Annotated in this window: 23 protein-coding genes and 1 riboswitch; all 23 genes read right to left on the bottom strand. The window is 38.8% G+C overall.

Annotation, left to right across the window (positions count from 1 at the left end):
* Nucleotides 1–111: 111 nt before the first annotated feature.
* Nucleotides 112–213: riboswitch (purine riboswitch) on the bottom strand.
* A 54-nt stretch (nucleotides 214–267) separates the two neighbouring features.
* The 23 genes from G8O30_RS15865 to G8O30_RS15755 all read right to left on the bottom strand — a co-directional run bounded on the left by G8O30_RS15865 (nucleotide 268) and on the right by G8O30_RS15755 (nucleotide 22571).
* Nucleotides 268–2475, bottom strand: a complete 2208-nt coding sequence (locus G8O30_RS15865) for a transglutaminase TgpA family protein (protein WP_239672975.1) — start codon at nucleotides 2473–2475, stop codon at nucleotides 268–270.
* Nucleotides 2472–3686, bottom strand: a complete 1215-nt coding sequence (locus G8O30_RS15860) for a DUF58 domain-containing protein (RefSeq protein WP_239672974.1) — start codon at nucleotides 3684–3686, stop codon at nucleotides 2472–2474. Before G8O30_RS15860 ends, G8O30_RS15865 begins: the two co-directional genes overlap by 4 nt.
* Nucleotides 3686–4639 carry an AAA family ATPase gene (locus G8O30_RS15855; RefSeq protein WP_239672973.1) on the bottom strand — a complete coding sequence of 318 codons (954 nt, stop codon included), beginning with the start codon at nucleotides 4637–4639 and terminating at the stop codon, nucleotides 3686–3688. Before G8O30_RS15855 ends, G8O30_RS15860 begins: the two co-directional genes overlap by 1 nt.
* A gap of 288 nt (nucleotides 4640–4927) precedes the next feature.
* On the bottom strand, nucleotides 4928–5755 hold the full coding sequence (gene nadE, locus G8O30_RS15850; RefSeq protein WP_275576503.1) for an ammonia-dependent NAD(+) synthetase: 828 nt from the start codon (nucleotides 5753–5755) through the stop codon (nucleotides 4928–4930).
* A gap of 12 nt (nucleotides 5756–5767) precedes the next feature.
* The gene (locus G8O30_RS15845; protein WP_239672972.1) at nucleotides 5768–7222 is read right to left on the bottom strand and encodes a nicotinate phosphoribosyltransferase; all 1455 of its coding nucleotides are present in this window, start codon (nucleotides 7220–7222) and stop codon (nucleotides 5768–5770) included.
* Between the two features lie 164 nt (nucleotides 7223–7386).
* Nucleotides 7387–8046, bottom strand: a complete 660-nt coding sequence (locus tag G8O30_RS15840) for a hypothetical protein (RefSeq protein WP_239672971.1) — start codon at nucleotides 8044–8046, stop codon at nucleotides 7387–7389.
* Nucleotides 8043–8444, bottom strand: a complete 402-nt coding sequence (locus tag G8O30_RS15835) for a pilus assembly protein (RefSeq protein ID WP_239672970.1) — start codon at nucleotides 8442–8444, stop codon at nucleotides 8043–8045. Before G8O30_RS15835 ends, G8O30_RS15840 begins: the two co-directional genes overlap by 4 nt.
* 7 nt (nucleotides 8445–8451) lie before the next feature.
* The gene (locus G8O30_RS15830; protein WP_239672969.1) at nucleotides 8452–8901 is read right to left on the bottom strand and encodes a hypothetical protein; all 450 of its coding nucleotides are present in this window, start codon (nucleotides 8899–8901) and stop codon (nucleotides 8452–8454) included.
* Nucleotides 8894–9550: a hypothetical protein gene (locus G8O30_RS15825; protein WP_239672968.1), complete on the bottom strand. Its 657-nt coding sequence runs from the start codon at nucleotides 9548–9550 to the stop codon at nucleotides 8894–8896. Before G8O30_RS15825 ends, G8O30_RS15830 begins: the two co-directional genes overlap by 8 nt.
* Nucleotides 9547–9918: a hypothetical protein gene (locus tag G8O30_RS15820; RefSeq protein ID WP_239672967.1), complete on the bottom strand. Its 372-nt coding sequence runs from the start codon at nucleotides 9916–9918 to the stop codon at nucleotides 9547–9549. Before G8O30_RS15820 ends, G8O30_RS15825 begins: the two co-directional genes overlap by 4 nt.
* A gap of 157 nt (nucleotides 9919–10075) precedes the next feature.
* Complete coding sequence (locus G8O30_RS15815) at nucleotides 10076–10687, bottom strand: hypothetical protein (RefSeq protein ID WP_239672966.1); 612 nt, start codon at nucleotides 10685–10687, stop codon at nucleotides 10076–10078.
* Between the two features lie 23 nt (nucleotides 10688–10710).
* Nucleotides 10711–12195 carry a hypothetical protein gene (locus tag G8O30_RS15810; RefSeq protein WP_239672965.1) on the bottom strand — a complete coding sequence of 495 codons (1485 nt, stop codon included), beginning with the start codon at nucleotides 12193–12195 and terminating at the stop codon, nucleotides 10711–10713.
* Nucleotides 12196–12213: 18 nt separating this feature from the next.
* Nucleotides 12214–13317 carry a vWA domain-containing protein gene (locus G8O30_RS15805; RefSeq protein WP_239672964.1) on the bottom strand — a complete coding sequence of 368 codons (1104 nt, stop codon included), beginning with the start codon at nucleotides 13315–13317 and terminating at the stop codon, nucleotides 12214–12216.
* A gap of 104 nt (nucleotides 13318–13421) precedes the next feature.
* Nucleotides 13422–13568: a putative periplasmic lipoprotein gene (locus G8O30_RS15800; RefSeq protein ID WP_239672963.1), complete on the bottom strand. Its 147-nt coding sequence runs from the start codon at nucleotides 13566–13568 to the stop codon at nucleotides 13422–13424.
* Nucleotides 13569–13602: 34 nt separating this feature from the next.
* Nucleotides 13603–13812: a hypothetical protein gene (locus G8O30_RS15795; protein ID WP_239672962.1), complete on the bottom strand. Its 210-nt coding sequence runs from the start codon at nucleotides 13810–13812 to the stop codon at nucleotides 13603–13605.
* Between the two features lie 24 nt (nucleotides 13813–13836).
* Nucleotides 13837–14769 carry a type II secretion system F family protein gene (locus G8O30_RS15790; protein ID WP_239672961.1) on the bottom strand — a complete coding sequence of 311 codons (933 nt, stop codon included), beginning with the start codon at nucleotides 14767–14769 and terminating at the stop codon, nucleotides 13837–13839.
* A 2-nt stretch (nucleotides 14770–14771) separates the two neighbouring features.
* A complete protein-coding gene (locus G8O30_RS15785; protein WP_239672960.1) occupies nucleotides 14772–15698 on the bottom strand; it encodes a type II secretion system F family protein in 927 nt (308 codons plus the stop codon).
* Complete coding sequence (locus G8O30_RS15780) at nucleotides 15695–17047, bottom strand: TadA family conjugal transfer-associated ATPase (protein ID WP_239672959.1); 1353 nt, start codon at nucleotides 17045–17047, stop codon at nucleotides 15695–15697. Before G8O30_RS15780 ends, G8O30_RS15785 begins: the two co-directional genes overlap by 4 nt.
* A 12-nt stretch (nucleotides 17048–17059) precedes the next feature.
* Entirely contained in the window at nucleotides 17060–18211 is a 1152-nt protein-coding gene (locus G8O30_RS15775; RefSeq protein WP_239672958.1) for a CpaE/TadZ family protein, read from the bottom strand.
* A 15-nt stretch (nucleotides 18212–18226) separates the two neighbouring features.
* Nucleotides 18227–18994, bottom strand: coding sequence for a Flp pilus assembly protein CpaB (gene cpaB / locus G8O30_RS15770; protein ID WP_239672957.1), 768 nt, complete (start codon nucleotides 18992–18994; stop codon nucleotides 18227–18229).
* 440 nt (nucleotides 18995–19434) lie between these two features.
* The gene (locus G8O30_RS15765) at nucleotides 19435–20883 is read right to left on the bottom strand and encodes a DHA2 family efflux MFS transporter permease subunit (protein WP_420844580.1); all 1449 of its coding nucleotides are present in this window, start codon (nucleotides 20881–20883) and stop codon (nucleotides 19435–19437) included.
* A gap of 19 nt (nucleotides 20884–20902) precedes the next feature.
* Entirely contained in the window at nucleotides 20903–21466 is a 564-nt protein-coding gene (locus G8O30_RS15760) for a TetR/AcrR family transcriptional regulator (protein WP_239672956.1), read from the bottom strand.
* Nucleotides 21467–21839: 373 nt separating this feature from the next.
* A complete protein-coding gene (locus G8O30_RS15755) occupies nucleotides 21840–22571 on the bottom strand; it encodes an S-Ena type endospore appendage (RefSeq protein WP_239672955.1) in 732 nt (243 codons plus the stop codon).
* Nucleotides 22572–22650 lie beyond the last annotated feature (79 nt).

Here is a 22650-nt window from a genome sequence, read left to right as displayed (position 1 = left end):
CATCACGTGGTCAACGATGAGTTGTTACTAGTCAGGTAACAAATAAAAAAGGCTAGAATTCTGTTCTCTATAAAAAAAGAGAAAGCAGAATTCTAGCCTTAACTATGTCAAGACAATAGAATCTGCCTTCATAGTCAGGTCATTTACGGCAACCCGGTAGAGACTCTCGAACCATATTATCGAGGATATATGAAGGAGTGAACTATCTTTAGCTCAGCACCAACTGTGTGTAATTTTTCATCATTTTAACGTTCATTTCTGGAATGGTCAAGCGGTTGTCTTTTTAATTAAATTTTCCCACAATTCAAGAGCGCGTTTCCATTCCTCTTCCGAAGACTCTTTTTTGTATAGTTCTTTTTCGTAAAGCTTTGTTAGTGACGACATCTCATCACTTCCATAGTACGTATCAATTCTTGCACTATAGGTACGAAGAGTATGCCCTTCATTTCTTGGCAAACCAATACGGTGAAGCTGTTTCAGTAATGCCGTATAGGCTTCTTCCATTACCTTTTCATCATGTTTACGATTTTTAAACTTACGCACAAGATAGTAGGGTAACCATTTGGACCTCCATCGATATAACACTATCAAAAGTAAGGTTACACCTATCGTAATGAACATAATCTTCCACATATTTTCCTTCACAAACGTCTCAACTTTTAGTTTGAAGGCCGTCCATGAGAAGGAAGAACCACCACTAGATTGTTCTACTTCTTCTGGAGTTTGTGGTTGCTCTGGTTTTTCCGCTGGATCTTCCACGTCAGGTGTAGTCGTGTCTGGTCGCTCCTCATCAAAATTTAACAGCACGGTTTGAGAGAATCCTTTCGTTGGCTCAAACGGGACCCAACCAACTTCTGGGAAGTACACTTCTACCCATGAGTGAGCATTGTTGTTCGTGATTTCATATTCATTGTACTGAGTATTGACAGCTCCTCTACTTTCACCAGATGTATACCCTTTCACCCACTGAGCAGGAATACCAATGGAACGCAGCATTACTACCATGGAAGTAGAGAAGTTATCACAGTATCCTCTTTGCGTATCAAATAGGAACTGGTCTACGTAATCCGTATTCCCTTCTGGTATTGCAACATCTGTCTGGTCGTACACAAACTCCGGGCGTTGGAAGTAGTTTTCGATTGCTTTCGCTTTATCGTACCAATTGTCTTCCTCTGCCGTTATTTGTTCCGCTAGTTCTCGAACACGATTCGGAAGCTCTGAAGGCAACTGCGTATAACGTTCCATTATCGCTTGCATCTCGATATCATTTCCGACTTTTGTATGAGCAGTTCTTAAACCATTCATACTGTATTGCGGGATTTGATACTCTAAAGAATACGTTCCGACGTTTACAGGTTCCCCTGCTTCATTTAGCGTACTTACTTTTTGCGTGATAGGTTGAACAGCTAACGATTGTACTTCATCGATGAAAATAGAGTTTAGTCCATATGGATAAACAATATGCGGATATTCTTGCTGGAATTGTAGCGTCGCACTTCGCTTTGGTCTTTCTGGTTGCTCTGGATTTAAGGAAAACGGTACTTGTTCACTGGGTAAGAATTCAAGAGGCGGAATTTGACTCGAGCTTACCCATCCTTTTCCCGTATACGTATCTTTCGTTTCAATACGCCAGTTATGTTGCACCTCTGCTAATGCGGTAAACACAACAGAGTTATCTGGTAAGAACGGTCCGCCAAGCTGACTATCATCTGTTCCATAACCTATTTTTCCGTATCGTCCTTGTCCCGCTCCATCTGCATATGACTGGATATATGGAACTGGGTCAGGCCATATGGGACCTGACTTTGGTGTTGCAAAAGCTACGGAGGTCGAGGCAACGATCAATACGATTAACGGTACAAGCCATCTTTTTAGAAGTCCACGTTTATGTAGATTTTCTAGCGAGACCATTCTCCGTAAAAACAACAAGCTTAGTGCCAAGAAGCCAAGTCCTACCATCCACACAATAGACGTGGATGCATCATAGTTCGTAAACGTATCAATGACCGTCACATAAATGAGCGTCATTACGTAAAACAGAAATAGTTTTTGACGTACAGCAATCCAGAAGTGTACTAGATAACTTAACAACCCTAATAAAACAAAGAATAGGACTGTTCTAAAAACATCCGAGATATTAGCTACTTGTTGGGATAGAATCAAACCAATGTCTTGCTGTATGAGTGCAATTAATTGATTAAACCAAAGGGAGCTTGTGAATGGTAGTGTCGGGTAAAACAGACTGTTAATCACCCACAATATAAACGTCGTCTTGATGATAAACGTTACACCCCACGGGATCCCAATCCAGGCCATCACCATACATAATGCAACAAAAAAGTAGAACCACATCAGGTTACCTGACTCTCCTACGTATTCAATTGGTACTATCCATTGCGTAAGGAGCAAGAATCCAATTAAATATAAGAGAAAGGATAACCCAAGACCTCCGATTAACTTATTCTGTTCTTTCATCTCCCCACCTCCGTAAACGCGGTAGTGATATTCTCAGGTGTTAGTAGGCGGACATGGACACCACGAGCAATAGCTATGGACCTTAAGCCATGCTCCTCTGAAGTCCAGTCATTTCCTTTTGGTTTAATGACAAAAAGAACGACTACTCCCTTGCGCTTCGTAAATACAGAGACACTGTCGACTAGCGCTTCTGATAAGCTTGCAGTCACGACGAATAAGGTTACGGCTTGCTGCGCACCAAACCTCTCCCCATGAAGAATAACCCCTAAATCTTTCTGGGTGTCAGATGTTACTTTCGCCAAATGATAGAGAACTTGCTGCTTTTGCGCATCTCCTTGTTTAGGCGCGAAATATGTTCGTTCTTCTCCAGCAGATAATAGCCCTACTTGCGCCCCTCGTTTTAAAATCGCCTGCGTTGCAGATGCGACCAATGTCACCATCGGCTCAAACATAGGATCTTCTCTACGATCTAACACTAATAGCACATCATGTGACTGTCTCTCTTCGAATTCCTTCGTCATCAATTGATTTGTTCTAGCGAAAGCCTTCCAGTGAACCCATGAGAAACGATCTCCCGTTTGATAGTCTCTGACCCCAGTTACCAAGGACGTATCTTTTTGGTGAATAACAGACGAAGCTGCTGCCCCTTGGTCGTACTTGGTGTCTAGCGGCCTGTACATCATTTCTTTAAGTGCAGGGTAAACCAGAATAGTTTGAGAGACTACTGTGCTCCATTCTTTTTCAAATAACCCAATTGGATCGCCTGTTTTTAGACGGATAGTAGAAAAAACATGCTCTCCACGGGGAAGTGAATCGATTTTGTAGGAGACAGTTACTTCTTTTTTAAACCATGGAAAGACCAATGCCTTGCCGTACATGGCGTTCGTACTAGCTTGGAGTGTCTTCGGAAAATTCTCTTCTATTAATAAAAATGGTAATGGGAGCCTGTTATTTCTCTTTAGGGTGATCGTTATCTCTAAAGGGTCCCCCGCTTTATATTCATTTCTTGAAAGATGCCTATCTACTTGAAAACTTCTAAGTGGGGCAACACCAACTAGTAGGCATAAAACGGCAAATGGTAGAAAGCTATAAAATAAGAACCAACTTACGAATCCACCTTGGAACATGGCATAACAAAATGTGATAACGGACAACAACGTTAGCGTAAGCCCTTTAAGAATGGTAACTATCAAGGACCATCTTTTTTTCATCACACTAACCTTTTTACTGGAACAGAAACTCGTTCCATTACTTTAGCGACAATCGTTTCTGGTGATAGTCCGTCATAACGAGACTCGGAGCGTAAGATCATTCGGTGAGAGAATACATATGGTGCTAAAAATTGAACGTCGTCTGGAATCACATAATCACGGTTTCGTAATAAGGCATATGCTTGTGCTGCTTTCATCAAAGCAATGGATCCACGCGGACTCACCCCTAGGTAGACATCCGGATGCGTACGTGTCTTGTGAGCAAGTTCTACAATATACTTTCGAAGCGTGTCGTCCACCACTACTTCTTTTACTTCCGCTTGCAGTGCTAGTAATTCTTCTCTTGTAATAGCAGGCTCTAATTCTTCTATCGGCTTTCTTTTTTGCGCTCTTGCTAGTACTTCCATCTCTTCAGCAAGTGTTGGGTATCCCATGTTTAGCTTTAATAAGAAACGGTCTAACTGCGCTTCTGGTAAAGGATATGTACCTTCGTATTCAATTGGATTTTGCGTAGCCATGACGAAAAACGGCTTCGGGATCTTTCGTGAGAAACCATCCACTGTGACGCTTCCTTCTTCTAGTCCCTCTAATAGTGCAGATTGTGTTTTTGGAGAAGTACGGTTGATTTCATCTGCTAAGACAATATTCCCCATGATTGGACCAGGTCTAAATTCAAATTCCATTTCCTTTGGATTATATAAAGACACCCCTACTACATCTGACGGTAGCAAGTCAGGTGTAAATTGAATTCGTTTAAATTCACAATCAACGGACTGCGAAAGTGCTCGTACCATCATCGTTTTCCCTACTCCTGGTACATCTTCCAGTAATACGTGACCTTCTGCTAGAAGTGCAACTAAGCTAAGTTCCGCTACTTCTTTCTTCCCCACCATTACTTTTTCGATATTTTCAAGCACCGTTGCTATTTTTGGATTCACTTCTGTTTTCGACATCTCCTTACCTCCTGCTGCAAACAATTTGGAAGAGCTCATATCGTAATACGTTGTAAACTTATTTAAGTTTCGACATTTCCAGTTTTATTCCTGTTTATTTTTACAATATTCTAAACAATTTTCTCGTAGATTGTTTGGGAGGTCAAATATAACGAGAAGGAAATATGCTGGTTACTAGTCAACCCACGTAAGGGTATTCATTGGTACTACGTTGCCTTGGACGAGGAAAAACGGCTGCATACAAAAAACCGCAGAAGCATTCGTCGCTTCTACGGCATTTTGTTTATATTATTTCCAAAAGTCATCAAACACAGTAATTGGTAAGTTACGTTTGTGTTCTGTTTTTAGGTAGTGACTTTCAATTTTCTCAGCGGCTTCTTTCGGCACTTCTTTACCTTCTAAATAATCGTCAATTTGATCATACGTTACGCCTAAAGCTGCCTCATCTGGTAGTTGTGGACGACCTTCTTCTAAGTCAGCTGTTGGCTTCTTTAAGTATAGATGTTCTGGGCAACCTAATTCTTTTAGTAACATCTTACCTTGGCGTTTGTTCAAACGGAAGATAGGTACTAAATCCGCTCCACCATCTCCATACTTCGTAAAGAAACCCGTCACCGCTTCTGCTGAGTGGTCTGTCCCTAAAACAACAGCATCTCTCATTGCTGCTACCGCGTATTGTACTTTCATACGTTCACGAGCTTTTTCGTTTCCTTTTACAAAGTCACTAAGCTCTACGCCAGCTTTCTTTAAAGAAGCTACACTCGCATCTACTGCAGATTGTATGTTTACCGTCAAAACACTTGAAGGTTGGATAAAATTGATCGCATCTTGGCAGTCGTCTTCATCTGCTTGTACTCCGTAAGGTAAACGGATTGCTGTAAAACAATACTTGTTTTCTCCCGCTTCCTCGTTTAACTCATTTATCGCTGTTTGCGCAAGTTTCCCTGTAAGTGTAGAGTCTTGTCCACCAGAGATACCAAGGACGAACCCTTTAATAAAAGGATACTTCTTTGCGTATGATTTTAAGAAATCAACAGAACGACGAATTTCTACTTTTGGGTCAATTTCTGGTTTTACCATCATTGCCTGTACAATTTCGTTTTGTAAATTAGACACATCAACAACCTCCTATTTCTTCATTTCCTTTTTAATCTTCTTAATTAGGTCCATTTTATTCGACCAACATGGCTCACTTAAGTCTACTGGATATTCTTCGGGATTTAACGAACGTTTATACTCATCCCACAAAAGTTCTAGGCCGTCTCGTACTTTTTGTTGCATACTTGTTAGGGATGGAGACTCGTAGACTGCTTCTCCGTTTTCAAATACTTTTTGATGTAGTTCCCTCGCTTCAAAGTTTGTGACTACTTTCATTAGGAACGTATGGACTGGATGGAACATGAGTAGTTCATCTGTCCCTTGCACATCTTCGTCCTCTAAAGCAATGTAATCTCCTTCTGACTTCATCGTTTCTTGATTAATGATTCTGTACACTCTCTTTAAACCTGGAGTGGAAACTTTTTCGGCGTTAGAAGAGATTTTGATCGTATCCACCATTTCGCCGTTTTCATCTTCAATGGAAACCATTTTATACACAGCTCCCAACGCTGGTTGGTCGTAGGCTGTAATTAACTTGGTTCCGATTCCCCAAACATCAATTTCGGCACCTTGTGCTTTCATGTTTAAAATGGTGTACTCGTCCAAGTCGTTAGAAGCAATAATTTTCGTATCGCGGAATCCTGCGTCATCCAGCATCTTTCTTGCTTTTTTAGAAAGATAGGACATATCACCACTATCTAAACGAATGCCACGGAAGTTAATTTTGTCACCTAATTCTTTTGCTACTTGTATAGCAGTTGGGACACCTGATTTTAATGTGTTGTATGTATCTACTAAAAAGACACAGTCTTTATGTCTTGCGGCGTATTTATGAAAAGCTGTGTATTCGTCTCTATATGCCTGTACCATGGAATGAGCATGTGTTCCGGCTACCGGTATTCCAAATTTTTTGCCTGCTCGAACGTTGCTTGTTGCGTCGAATCCACCGATAAATGCTGCTCTAGTACCCCAAATCGCTGCATCTAGTTCTTGAGCTCTTCTTGTCCCAAATTCCATGACAGAGTCGTCTCCAACCACCTGTTTAATACGGGATGCCTTCGTTGCAATAAGTGTCTGGTAGTTCACAATGTTAAGCAACGCCGTTTCAACCAATTGCGCTTCTGCTAAAGGTGCCTCCACACGCATAATCGGTTCGTTTCCAAAGACCAGCTCTCCTTCTTCCATAGAGTAAACGGTACCGGTAAATTTAACGTCTTTTAGATATGTTAAGAAGTCTTCTTCATAGTGAAGTTCTTCACGTAGATAGGTAATATCGGATTCTGTAAAGCGAAAATCCCTTAAGTATTCTAGTACTCGTTCTAGTCCTGCAAAGACTCCATAACCATTTCCAAAAGGAAGTTTGCGAAAAAATAGTTCAAAGACCGCACGACGATTATGCATGCCATCAGCCCAATAGGATTCAGCCATATTTATTTGATACAAGTCTGTATGTAGCGTCATGCTGTCATCTGCATAGTGATTCATGTTTGTCATCTCTCCTTATATACGCCTATATTACCACGATTGTCGGAGAAATAACCACAGAATGGAGGTGGATGTGTAAAACGCAAGCGAGACTTACCTTAAGTTACGACATAACGAAAGAGAGCAAACGTATTTATACGCTTGCTCTCTTACCATATCTTCCTTTAATAGATCGTCTCTAGATATTTTAAATTAGGACCGTATCCTTTTTGCGGGACATCTTCTACAAATTTTGCTATATATTTGTTGTCAGAAATCGATTCAAACGCTACCGCTGTTTTTACTTCTAAACGCCACTTGGAAGTATCCATCACCAGTTCCGTTTGATCTTCTTTCGCCCCATTTTGTACTAACACACTAGTAACATCCGGGAGTACAGAATATTGAAGTTCTGAAACTGAATCTCCTAAACGGCCTCGAAATTTCTCTTTAAGAATTTCTTCTATTATTGGATTTTCCTCCATTTTAGCCGGAACAAGTTCATTAACGGCTTTTATATACGCAGACGATTCATCCAAACCAGTGTTGACCCACTCCTGTTGTTTTTCCGCAACCTCTTGCTCTAAAGACTTGTCCAACGTAATACTTCTTCCGATTCCAATGACTAATTCTTGATCGAAGTCTTTGATTGCCTCTTTTGTACCCGCTAAAATGATAGAAGTTCCTGCCAAAGCCGCTTGATCAGCTGATAAGCTTGATTGTTCTTTGATGACGTATACTTTCACAAGGTTGATTAATAAAACAAAGATAAGCGCGACAATACCTAAAAGCCAGATCATATATAATACTGCATTCCCTCTTTCGTTAGTTAGATATTTTCTCACGGTGTTAACACCCTTCCGACAGCTTCTTCCTCTAAGGTAAAGCTCGCTTCTTTTTTCCACATATCAGGTATAAAAGAAAGGGTGTGACTTGCTTTCAAATTTAAGGTAAAGCCTCCTGCGCTATCTATATATGTCGCTTCTATCCCTTCGTATTGTAGAACGGAGCTATCCCCAATGGCTGCGATAGCGATATCTTTCGCTTCATTAATATCTTTTGTGGTAGCAAAAACTTTCGCTGCATCGTTGACTGCAGATTTAGTTGTTAACACAGCGTAACCCGTCCCTAATACTTGCCAAAGTAGCAAGAAAAATAGAAAGAAGAACGGCAGAATCCCTAATAATTCTAAGCTGAGTGCGCCTTTTTCGTTTTGTAAACGTTTCTTCCATCTTTTCATCATGATCACCTTATCTATGCTTTTGATGTAGTGGTTGTCGGTGCGCTTGATTCACTTTATATTGGACGTACCAAATATGAAACAGCACTAAAAGCCAGGGCTTAAATATTTTTTCTTGATGCGTGTCTTCTACGATATCTCTTATTCTAAACACGGAATAATAGAGTAATCCTAAGAAGTAAGCAGAAAGAATGACGTCTACGGATTCTGTAATTGCCAGTCCATATGGTGTGAATAGGAACGTACCTATTAAACTATGAAAGAAGGAAACTATTAGGAATAGTAAGAAGGCCCACCATAACTTTATCGAGATGACTCTTATCCCTTCTTGGTTAGTAAAGTTTTTTCTTTCTCGAATAAACCAATAAGCCATGTACACACCAAATGTGATGAAACTTAATAGCAAGGTTAAGAGCAAGGGCACTTTTTTGAAGTCTTGTAGTTGTACAGTTTTATTCATGGTGATCACCCAAATCTAATCGGTATTTATAAAATAAGTAAAAATAAATAATTGGCAAGAAGATAGCATTTAGTAAAGAACGAATTAGCATGTATACAAATGTATTGTTTTCAAAGCTATCGATTAAATATACTGCTCCTGACCAGATTAAGTAGTTTAAACAAAGAATTAATAGGATATCCAAGAAAATAAACAGATGTTCTTTTTTTAGTGTTTGCAAAACTTTCTGAAGGGATTCTTTAATGGATTCTTTATCCGCATATAAAGGCAACAGGAATAGAAACAAGGCTGCGATAATGGAGGGGATAAATAGCAGAATTGATCCCAGTGTTCCGATTGCGTAGAACAGAAAACTAAAGAAGAAAATGTACCCAAAGGACGTTGTAAATAATTTAAGAGCTTCTGTTACTTTTATTTCTTCTTCTCTGTAGTCTTTTTTTACAAGGTATAAGTACGGTGGGACTAAAACGCTGAAGTTTAAAATAATAAAAAAGACTGCGACGATATTATCTAATTCAATGAAGATACTTGTTTGGACGTATTCAATCATGGATAGCGTGAAGATGGAATAGGGAATGACAAGTAGACAACTGATGAAAATGATAGATAAGAGATTTCGATTATATAGATCACGAATATCGCGAATCATTTTGTTGCCTCCTGTCTTTTGATGATAAAAATTACGATTGCTGTGACAAGCATAGAAATAGTGGAGTTTCTCACTAGTGCTTGATGAATATCTTGTGGTTCTGAAAAAACAGCGATATTAAGAACAAAGTTTGCTACGAGAAAGTTTAGAACAGTTAAGGAAATACTTACAAAGTAACTAGCAGAGTAAGGTGTTTCTTTGTTCCAAATTGGTGCTAGAATGCCACCTACTATGTAGCAAGCTGTGTAAAATACGGTTAACACGAGTGCTGTGTTGGTGATGGATAAAAAACCAAGTAAAAAGGAAATCCCCGTATATGCAAGCAGAACTACTCCTAGTGTTTTAATGAAGCTAGAAAAATGAAACATGTATGTTCACCACCTATTTAGTTTGGTGCTTTTTTTACTCTTAGCCATTTCTAGTCGAGAATACGAGTAGAAATGACGTAGAGATGAGAAGTAGAAAAAATTCGGCAATCGTCTATTTAAAGTGAATTTCTTACTCCTCATCTACAACTACTTCTTGCTACTTTTTTGACTTATCTTTATAAGGGTTCACTAGTAAACTTGGGGATAAATAAAAGAAAAGCAAACCAAGTAAATAAACAAAGCCCATTTGAAAGAATGCCCTACTTTCTTCTTCTATGATTGTCATCAGAATCATATCTTGACCATTCCTAGTCATTAAAGCTCCAATTACACCCATTACTCCGACAAATAGATACAGTAATCTAAATGTATAACCACTAAAAGAATTATTTGCAGCTTCTGCCAACTTTACTCTTCTTGAATAAGAAAATAGGAATAAGAAAATAGTTATTGCAATGCTTATATAAAACAAAGGTGTACCATGTAACAATACGAAGAATGGTACTGTAGTGGATATTCCTAAATGAATCACCATAAAGAATGCAACAATAGAGTTATATATTATTAGCATTTCAATTCTACTGTATAAAATTCTACAAATTATCACTACTAAAATGTTCATGACAGTATATATGTAGAATATTGTCCAAGAAAAATCAGCAAGCATAGCTCCCATTGGAGTAAATATGCATGCGATAATAATATAAGCAAGAGCATTTCCCTGAAAAAATGGTACTGTTTTTGTTTTTTTGTCTTTAGATATAAGCAATTAAAACTAGACCTCCTGCTATTTTAACTTACTAATCCCTTTAATCCACCCCAGGCGCTTCTAATCCCTTTTGTTACTTTTTTATATCCTAGATTAACTGCTTGAGTTAAATTAGATTTAAGTCTCTTTCCACGTGTAGTACCATTTAATAAATAATTGCTAGCAACTGCAACTGCCAGACCCGCTGCTGCTCCTACTACAGTACCTAATCCCGGTACAGCCGACCCAACTAACGCTCCTGCCGCTACACTAGATGCAATACTGCTTAAGCCAGTAGTCGCAACACCAATTCCAATCTCTGTAGTTAAAGAGGCGGCAAACTCAGTAGATTGATAACCGAATTTCGCCATCTTTCCACCTTCACCGAAGTCATAAACACTTCCAACAGCCGCTAATGCATAGTTCATAGGACCAGACAATTTCCCTAACATGGACCCAGAACCAAATGCTTTGTTTAAACCAACTTTCTTAAATGGGTTCCACGAATTCACATCTTTTTTAATACTTAAAGGATTCCACTCGTTATTGACATTGGAAAGCGATTGTTTTAAGGCACTAGCATAGGTAGTATCTGTAGTCCATAATCCTTTAGTTTGCCTAAACTTATTAAATGTACTTTCTTTTATATACTTTGTATGATTACCGAGTGATTTACTTTTTCCTGCATCGTCATATTGAAGATATTCATTATATAGCCCTTTGAATATACTGTTCTTTATCTCTCTTTTAGCAGAGACCTTAAATCCATTCTTGCCTTCAACTCTTTTTAAATTAAACCCTGCATACCAAGAAGTAGCCCCACCAATTACTTCTTTATTTAAGAAGCCTAAATAATACTCTTTATAATCCTCAACTGCCCCTGACACATGTCCTACAACTCCCCTATCTTCTGGGTCGGACGATTTTAACATAACCCTCAACGGATGTGGTAGCTCCCCTGTGTCGTAAAAAGCGTTGTTTTCTTTTGCAAATGGAGATTCACTTTTCACATTTTTCGTCGAACCACTATCACCTGACTCCATATTCCCGTTCGAGTCCATTCCATCGCCTTTTTCTATCTTCCCACCGCTTGGATTCTCACCAGCAGTTATCCCTTCACCTGTTCCACCTGTTACCTTTCCCCCATTAGGGTCACTTGGATCCAAAACACTTCCTGAATCCGTAATTATTAACCAAATTGGATAAGTTGGTGGAGGTGGGACGTTTGGAATTAATAGATTCCCAGACTTGTACGGCGCCTGTGGCAATAATGGTTGCCCAGTTACTGCCTGTCCACCTGATGAGGGTGTCTCTCCCCCTTCTACCACTTCTCCCGGTTCCATTACTTCACCAGGAATCATAAACTCCCCTACAGCTGGAATTTCACCTGGTTTAGAAACTTTCCCCGGCTTCATCACTTCCCCTGGGGTGATAAAACTTGCATACCCAACTACAGGAAAAGCAGACCAAAATAGAATAATAGCAATAGAGAGAGTAGCTATTATTCTATTAATCATTTTGGCAAGCATTCTATACTCCCTCCATTGCTATTGTGTATTTTTTTGGTAGATTTCCTCTAGTTGTTTTTTTGCTTCGTTGTAGTTATCTACTTTGATTTGTTCCAGCATTACTTTGAAACCTTCTACTTCCTCTTTTATCCAATCATGATACTCGTCGTTTACTTGTTGTAGATATTTATAAGATTCTTTATCTACATCTCCTGCTTCTTTAAGATCAAATAATAAATTATCAATTGTCAACTCTTCGAAACTGGCATTATACTCTTCACCAGTTATGTAGACAAAAATATCAATTGCGTTTCGTGTATCTTTGGAAGATATTTTAGTCTCAGATCGCTTTTTCCACTTTTCCCATGCCATAGAGATGTCATTGATCTTATCTAGTTCTTTCTTTAATTCATTTTCATCACTAACACGTTGGTAAATCCCGTTTACCGTATCAGCCATTTCTTTTAATTGCGCTTCTCCTTCGTTATCTACATCAAAACCAATAATATTGACTACAGGAGAAATGTTTGAATCATACAAGGTTTTGACTGCTTTAACAGGATCACCATTACAGGTTTCCACACCATCACTAACTAAATAAATGATATTTGTATTACTCTCACTAGAATAATTAGCAAGATCTCGTTCTGCTTCTTGAATGGCTAAGTCAATTGGTGTCCAACCAGCTGGTTTTACCGTTTCTAGCGCTTTTGTGAAACTAGTTTCTTCATATGCAGAGATCGGATACTTCAACTCACTACTACCACAAGATAAATCTTTGTTTTTATCAGACCCATCACCTTTATGACCATAAACTCGCAACCCAATGTTTGCTTCTTCAGGTAAGTTTGACACAAAAGCATTGATAGAATCCTTGGCGCTATCCATCATTTGCTTGCCATTAATTTGATTTGCCATACTACCACTAGCATCTAACAGAACTAAAATATTTAGATTTTCTTTAAACTCATACCTTGTGCCTTCCATATCAGGACTACCAAAAGATTCAAAAGTTAGTTGCTTAATAGCTTCTTCGGGTCCTTTAAATGGATATTGATTAATTCTCACTAATTCTCTATAGTACTGGTCCAGTTCTTCTTTAGACGGTTGACTACTAATTTTAGGTAATAGTTCTCTGTTCATTGCTACTTTTTCCTCTGTTGATAGCTTACTATAGTCTAAATCGTACAAGACACCAACAGGCTGTTTGGCTAACTCCCCATAAGTAGATGGTAAAGGCTCTGCTTTTACTGTTTTTTTTCTTCTTCATCTTGTTTTCTATTTGATGGCTCTTCCACAACTGGAGTTTCCTTTTCGATTGGTTGAGCTTGTTCTTCTTTAGTACATCCAACTAGAACTATAATGGAGGCTATAAGTATTAAAAATTTTTTCATAGTTCAAAATCCCTCATCCCATTATTTAAAGATTTTAGCCTACCATTTCAGTTATCTTCGTTATAATTTTTTCGATTAGATTTCCGATACCCTCTGATTGATTTCCAACCGCCGTCGACACAATACTCAACACCAAAATAAGTAAAGCCGCTAATCCTAACCATTCTAATGATTGCGCTCCTCTTTCGTTTTGCACCGGATTCATCATTTTTACCCATACGTTCATCATCATTTTTTTCATCATTACTCTCTCCCTTGGAATATGTTTTTATTTAAACAAGTCAAAAAGATTACTATTACCTGTAAACATATTGATTGCCATTAATCCACCAATCATGATTAAAGCAGATGGCATGACAATAAACGTGGTAATCAATGTGACTTTTGGTGAAGCTTTTGCCGCTAATTCTTTTACTTTTTCTTTCTTTAACTTTCTCATCTCTATTGACTGGAGTTTAAACGTTTGTGAAATTGGCACCCCTAGTCTCTCTCCTTGAATCAGAGATTTTAATAAGAATTGAAACTCTTTGTTATCGTTTCGTTTCACTAACGTTTGATACGCCATTGGCCTTGGTACTCCCAAATCTGTTTCTTGTAAAAATCGACCAAACTCTTCTTTAATCGGTCCTTCAAAATAAGGAACGATATCTCTCAATGCTTGATCAAGACCAACACCAGCTTGTAAGGTTACGCTCATGGTATCCAGAAAATCTGGCAGCTGATAAGCCAGTTCTTCTTGTCTAGCTTTTGCTTTGGACTTCAACCAAAGAATCGCTCCGAAATAGCCCAACAACGGATACAGAATCACCGCAAATTCCCCGAAAGGCAGCTGAAATAACATACACAAACTTCCAACAATTAACCCTAAAACTAGCAATAACATCTTTAACCCTTGGAATCTCTCTACGGTCAGTTGGTATGGATATCCAGATTTCATGAGCAATTGATTTATTTCCTCGTTTTCACTAAAGAAGTTTACTCGCTGACCAATTCCAGAAAAGTCATCTGCATACCCAAATGCCTTACTTAACCACTTTTCTTTCCGTGAAATCTTCCTAGCAAATTCATCATGAATTAATGCTTTCTCTCGCAACTCTTCTCTTAATACCATCTTGCTAGAGAGATAAGCATACGTACTCCACAGTGCTAACGCGATAAATAAGAGACATAAACTAATAAATAAAACAATTATTCCATCCATGGCTACACCTTAATATTCGTGACTTTTCTTACTAGAACAAACGTTAAAATAGTTCCACTAACAAACAAGATTAATAAAATAAGCCCTAAACCTGTAAACAGCGGATCAATGAACCCGTCAATAATATTGTTCATCATGAGAATCAAAAATATCGGAATGACGGGTACGATATAGGAAACAAAGCGCTGTTCCGCCGTCATTGTTTTGATTTCTTGTAGAATGAGCTTCCTCTCATCCAATGTCTGACTCATTTCATCTAAAACAGCATATAGATTTCCTCCCGCTTTCTTTTGAATCAACATCGTAGCTACAAACAACTTGAACTCTTTGTTCTCCATTCTCTTTTCCATCGCTCTAAGCGCCGTTGTAAAATCCACTCCGAGCGATAGTTCATTTGCTAATCGTTTAAACTCCCCTTTAGCAGGTTCACTGACTTCTTGCGCTACCAGATTAATCCCTTGTGTTAAAGTCATTCCCGACCTAGTTGCATTAGCAAGCGTCCGACAAACTTCTGGAAGCTGCTCGACTATTTGCTGCTTCATCTTATTGCGTCGAACATAAAACAACACGCGTTTGCCACCTTCAACCAGAAGTATCGCAATAAACAAACTCATTGGAAAAGGGACACTGAAAAAACTAGTTAAGGCGTACATGACACCAAAAGTCGTAACGATTAGGGCACCTATATATTCAGACGGTGTAAAAGGAATATTTGCTGCTCGTAACTTCTCTTCTATCGGTCTAGCAGACTCTGTTTGATCAAACTTTGCTCCAAGTACCACTAGAAAACTCTTTCTCTTTTCCCCGTCGTTATACATGTGACTTATTTCTTTTCGCCATTCTTTCTTGCCTTTTCGATAATCTAGCCAGAAGTACACACCAATCAACGCAAGAAAGACAGACAAGGTGGTTAATAAAAATGGGATCATACTCTGACCTCCTCTAAGACTGGATCAAAAGCATCTTCTGCTATCGTTATGCCAAATCCACGAAGTCTTTCTAAGCATCTAGGAACGTAGCCTGTTGGCGTAAAGTATCCTTCGACCGTTCCATCCCCGCGCATACCTGTCCTTTTAAATCGATAAATCTCTTCCATTACGTGACTGCCATCTGATAACTTCACTATTTCCGAAATAGATACAATCTTTCTCGTTCCGTCTGTTAATCTCGTTGCTTGTATGACAATATCTAAAGCTCCCACCACATACTCTCGAATGATGGAAGCTGGTAGCTCCATCCCCGCCATAATTACCATAGCCTCTACCCTTCGTAGAGCATCTTCTGGGGAATTAGCATGGACTGTGGTAATTGATCCTTCATGTCCTGTATTCATGGCTTGAAGCATGTCAAAAGCTTCTCCACTTCGGACCTCACCGACGACAATTCGGTCTGGTCTCATACGCAATGCATTCTTTACCAACTGACGAATCGACACTTCTCCACGGCCCTCGACGTTCGCTGGGCGTGCTTCCATTCCTACCACGTTCGGTCTGTCTAACCGTAATTCCGCTGAGTCCTCTATTGTGATAACTCGTTCTCCGTGAGGAATAGAAGTAGCTAATACATTTAAGATTGTCGTCTTCCCGCTACCGGTTCCGCCAGAGATAAGTGTGTTCATTTTGGCTTTTACCAAACCATCTAAGAACTTACTCATAGAATCATTTAACGATTCGAATTCTAGTAAATCTTCCATTTGAAAAGGCTCTTTTCGGAATTTCCTAATCGATACTAATGTTCCGTTTAAACTAATTGGTGCAATGACCGCATTCACACGGCTTCCATCTGGTAATCTAGCATCTACCATTGGAGAGCTTTCATCTATTCTTCTTCCCAGCGGTGCAACAATTCGGTCCACGATATGGCGGACATGATCGTCATTTCGAAACGCAATATCCGTTAACGTTAACTTACCTCGTTTTTCTACGTATACTTCCTTTGGCCCGTTAATCAGAATTTCCGTAATCGTGTCATCCTGTATCAAAGGTTCCAAGGGACCATATCCAACAGACTCATCTAGTATTCTTGTAATTAAAGTATCTTTGTCTTGCCTAGAAATAATTACTTTTTCTTCCGACATGAACTGGCTCACAAACTGTTCAATGCGAAGTCTCATTTCCCCTTGAGAAAGCTGCGTTAGTGCTTCTAAGTTTGTATCTCGTAATAACCGGTTTTTATAATGTTCTACTAGCTCTATGACAACAGGATTTTCATATTGATACGACGAACGATTTGCTCCTGCATCTAATCGTTCTTTTTTTCGATCAAATAACGATGACATTTCTATAACCTCCTACTTCAACAAGGAAAGTGACCACTTTCGCACGTCCTTTGCAAAAGGTGTTAAACGTTTCTCTTTTTCTTCTTTTCGAACAGGTTCTCCCTTATTTACATAAGGCTGAAGACCTTTATGGTCCCATCTAACAGAGGAGATAATCGGAAAGCGAAGAAGTTCTTTCATATCTTTCTCTTGGATTTCGTTCTCTTTACTAGCTTTGTTAAAGAGGATGGACGTTCTTGATTTCAATTCTATTCCTAATCGAAGAGCTGTTTCCTCAAATTGCTTTAATACATGAAGTGACGGTGTGTCAGGAGTTAACACATAAAAGATACGGTCTGATTCTTCTAAAGTTGTTACCACGTTGCTGTTTAAATAAGAGGGAAGGTCCACGATGACAAAATCAAAACTTCGTCTACTCGTTCGAAGGAGCTTTGCTATAAATGCATCCGTAATAGACTCTGCTACTTCTGCATCACAAGGACTTAATAAGATTTCTAACTTAGAAGACTCTAAGCGTTGTGAGACATTACGAATATGGTTTTCGTTCAACTCTTCCATAACAGGCATCAAATCCGCTAACGATCGATTTGATTCGATAGAAAGAAGTGTCTCCATCCCACCAAATTGAAGATTTAAGTCTATTAACAACACCTCTGCGGTGGATTCTAGTTTAAGCGTTTGTGCAAGAGAACTTGCCAAGACAGACTTACCAGTTCCACCGTTACCACTGAAGACGGACATAATCTGTCCTCTTCCTTTGGAAAGATAAGATACTGTGTCTTCCTTTTTATTTTTCTTTACTTCATAGGCTTTTATCATAGAAGGAAGCCTATTAATAAGAAGACTTATTTCATCTGGATAAATGAAAAACTCCGTTACACCTGCTTTTGTTATATTTCTTAACAATAGAAAATCAGTATTTTTCGCTACGAAGATTACTAATGTATCTGGACTAATAGCTTTGATGTATTGAATAGATTCCACTGCATCTTCTGCTATGGGTTGTATGTAAATCAATACATCGCAAACATCTCGGTGAATCTCTCGTGCGACGTCTTTTGGTTCTACTATTTGGACCTTATTGGGTTCTGGAATAGCATTGACGACTTCGTTATGAATTAACTCATCGTCACTAACGACCAAGATTTTTACGTTCTCTTCCATACATATCCCTCTTTTTTATTTCTTCTCTGTTGGTTTCGTCTGTTCTGTGGCAGGTTTTTCTGTTGTTTCCTTCGGTGTTTCTGTCTTTGCTGGTTGCTCTTCTTTTGCAGCTGGTTTTTCTACTTTTTCTTCCGGTTTCGATTGTTCTGGTAACACAGAATCCGTAGCTCCAGCATTCGCTTTTAGCACACGAATTTTATCTGCGTAGTTTTGTGCATGGATGAGTTTAGCCGCATCTTCCATACTTACTTCTAATGCCACACCGCGGAAATCATCTTCCGCACCTTGCGCATATGCGACTGGTACATCTCTCATAAATACTTCTGTTTTGTATTTACCATCTTGACCATTTGCCTCTACAGAAGTAATAATGTCTACTCGATCTAACGGTTCAATAACTTGATCGAACATAATCTTTTCGGATGGATACATCGCTACTAGACGGTTTTCTTCTTTTCGAAGATTCGAATAAGGCTTAATAATATTACTAGTAATGAGTTCTTCTTCCTTTAAAGGAACAACGACAACTTGATCCAAGATGTCTTCCTTGTTTGTTACATGTGAACTAGTAACGAACTTGTTAGGTATTTCGACTGTTTTAATTTGGCTCTCTTGAATTTGCGTTCTAGCAGGGATTTCTCCGTTTGCTACATACACAGCGGTCATTCCACCAAGTTCGGCGTTTAAACTTTTTACTTTTTCCAATACTAAATAACCAGCGGTAGCTGCTAAGACAAACGCTAAGACCAGAAATATCGCTGCCCTTCTTTTTGATTCCAGCATACTCTTCTCTCCCAAACTAACTTGATAAAGTTGAATAGATAATAATAGTAATAAACCCTTCTTTTCTCACCGAAATTAGTATTCGGTTGTAAAATCTTTGAAGCATGTTCTCATGCTACTATCGCTTAAAAATGCCGTCAAACGAGCCTGGGATTTGTCGAATCGTGTCTGTTATAATATGACTACCATTATCTTGAAACAGAGATAAAATACCGGTAGTAATGAACTACATACCACTCCTCCTTTGGTATCTAATGATTTCTTGATTTCCCTTTCAAAGCAGGGGTTTTATTACAAATGTTAAATTTCGTAGGAAGAAAATCACATTTTTATATAGAAGGAAACTAGTAGGAAAGAAATTCTTTTTTCAAAGAAGGTATAGGTAATGTGGGAAAAGAATAGAAAAAAGCCAGCGAGAGAATCGCTGACTTTTAGGAAACTTATGATTCTTGTTCTACCATTACTCGTTTGATAAAGAACGATAATACTAGACCGATAATGGCGAACACAATGGCGAATACGAAAGAAGATTGAACTCCTTCTGTAAAAGCTAGTACTTGATTAGTTGGAGAAGAAGGATCTTCCATTGTAGATAAGAAACTTTGTGTACTTGTCGAAAGAATAGAAATGGCAATTGCCGTACCAATGGCTCCAGCTACTTGTTGTAACGTATTCATAATCGCGGTACCATCTGGATATAATTCCGGTGGTAATTGGTTTAATCCATTTGTTTGCGCAGGCATCATAACCATAGATACGCCAATCATCATAACGATGTGTAGCAGGATAATCGTCCACGAAGCTGTTTGCATGGTAATCGTGGAGAAACCAAACATACTTCCTGTTACAAGGGTAAAACCACTAATTACTAAATACTTTGGGCCAAATTTATCAAACAGGCCACCCATGACAGGAGACAAGAAACCGTTGATGATTCCTCCAGGAAGAAGTAATAATCCTGCCGCGAATGTCGTTAGAGCCAATGATGTTTGTAAGTATAATGGTAATAAAATCATCGATGACAAGATGACCATCATTGTGATAACTACCATCACAAGGCCTAAAGTAAACATTGGGTATTGGAATGCACGTAGGTTTAACATTGGCTGTTCCATCTTTACTTGACGGAATCCGAAAATAGTTAGTGCAATCGCACCGATGATAATGGTAGAAAGAACGACTGGGCTTCCCCATCCTTCTCCCGAACTACTAAATCCGTACACAATACCACCGAATCCAATCGTAGAAAGAATTAAAGAGAAAATATCAATTTTCGGCTTCGTTGGTGTAGAGACATTTTGCATGTAGATTAGACCAAATAGTAGTGCTCCAACTAATAGCGGTAGGGAAATCCAGAAGATCCAGTTCCACGTCAAGTTTGCTAGGATGATACCAGAAAGTGTTGGTCCTACTGCAGGAGCAAACATAATGACTAGACCGATAATCCCCATCACTCGTCCACGTTTGTATGGAGGAATGATTAAGAGAATCGTATTAAACATTAAAGGAAGTAAAAGCGCTGTACCTATCGCTTGAATGACACGAGCTACCATTAATATGGCGAACGTGGAAGCAATAGCTGCGACAAACGTTCCGATGATAGAGAAAATTAGTGATGCGACAAACAGCTGTCTAGTCGTAAACCATTGTAGAATTAATCCTGATACAGGAACTAGAATCCCGAGGGTTAAAAGGTACCCTGTTGTTAACCAGTGTGCTGTTGTTTCCGTAATGCCAAGTGTAACAATGAGACTATTTAATGCCATATTTAATGCTGTTTCACTGAATAATCCGATAAAACCTGCTACAACAAATGCGATAATGACAGGTACTGCCTTTATGTCTGTAGCCATTGATTTTGAAGCTGGCATCGTTTGATCCATCTGCATGTTAATTCCCTCCTGTTTCTTACTTAAATAGTAGCGATAAGTGCTTACTTACCGTTCGAATTGGTGTACCGTCTTTTTGCGTAATGGCTAACATGCAAGCTCCTTCCATGAGTGCATTAATGGATACGCTAAACTCTTTTGCTTCCGTATCTTCATATCCTAATTTCACTAGTGTTTCCGTGAACAGTAGTTGCCACTCCTGAAAAGTTTGAAGACAAGCTGTGCAAAGCGTTTCGTTCGAGGAGGATGTCTCTGAGGCAAGTAGCCCCATGTTGAACCCTTCTAATTCTTCGGTGTGATCAAAATAATCGGCAACACTTTGGAAATAACGAGTGAATGCTTCATCCGCTGTGTTTCCGGTGCCGAGCATTTCTTTCGCATGTTGTAATACCATCTCTTTCATCCGATGAATCGACTCTAAAGCAATCTGCTCTTTTCCATTCGGAAAATGATAATAAATAGAACCTTTCGGCGTCTGGCTCTCTTCGATAATCTGGCTAATACCTGTGCCGTGATAGCCTTGACGCTGAAAAAGCCTTGATGCTGCACTAAGTATTTGTTCCTTTGTGTTGGTTTTTGACATAGATAACACACGCCCTCCTAAAAATTGTACCGACCAGTCTAGATAATAAATGTGTAAGCGTTGTCTTGTCAAAGAATATTAGTTGGGATTTGATATGATTGAATGGTACAAAGAACTCTAATGAATAGATTCTAAAATGTTCCTTTTCATTTTGTATGTACATTACCACTGCGCATACTTAAATAGGGATATCTTCTTTGTTACCATCTTTTTAAGTAATAATTTGGCTAGTGTTTACGCTCGAATGACCTTTCGCATTTCGTTAAGAAAGTTTTGTGAAAATAGGAAATTTCCGCTAGAATGATGGAGAAAAGTCAAAGAGACTCCTCTTACTTAAAAAGGAGTCTACTAAACTACAATTTAACTATGAATACTAACAAAATTCTTCACAGTCATCTTTCACATACTTAATCGTACAATATTCTAAATCAAATATTATCTCTCCCACACAAAGAACCGAACAAGGTACATCATCTTTTGGTTGAAAGCAAGCAATCTCTAAAGATGTAAGTCCTTCCACAAAAACAGGAACAGAAGAACCTGGATTCACGGTTGCTACTACAGCTGTACCAGCACGATCACTAACGCATACCTTCATGGAACAACCATTTGAAGTATTCCCTGTATTCTTTACAACAACCAAGCCACTAAACTCTAAATTCGCTCTACTTGTAAATTGATTGTAGTAAATACAATCACAAGGTTGTGAAATCGGACTACAATGCTTAAAGCATTTAAAATCTACTTTCTTGCGGCATAAATTCAGGCCTTTCACCTCTTTTTTATGACACTTACGACATTCTTTCTCATCGCAGTCATAAATAATGATCGGCTCTTCACAACACTCATGACATTCACAGCAGTCATCTTTCTTACACTTATCACAATGATGTTTCTTATGATGATCACATTCACAATCATTATGGTGGCACCCACATGGTTTAGGGTGTATACAATGATCTTTGTCATGAAGCTTAAAGGCATATTTATCCATACCAAAATAATTGTTTTCCTTCATATAAACATTAGAGTGAGTTGCGCCTTTTCTACATTTCTCACAGCGCTCTTCCCCCTTACATCCACAATCTTTTTTCTTTATATTCATGTACAAGCATCCTCCTATACCTACATACCTAACATCATCATATGAAAAATGGGTTGTGGGGAGAGGGCAAATGTACTAG

The organism is Mangrovibacillus cuniculi (assembly GCF_015482585.1).
GTDB classification, from domain to species: Bacteria; Bacillota; Bacilli; order Bacillales; family R1DC41; genus Mangrovibacillus; species Mangrovibacillus cuniculi.
Note: the sequence above shows the minus strand (reverse complement) of the source record. Positions and strands in the feature narration are given on the sequence as shown.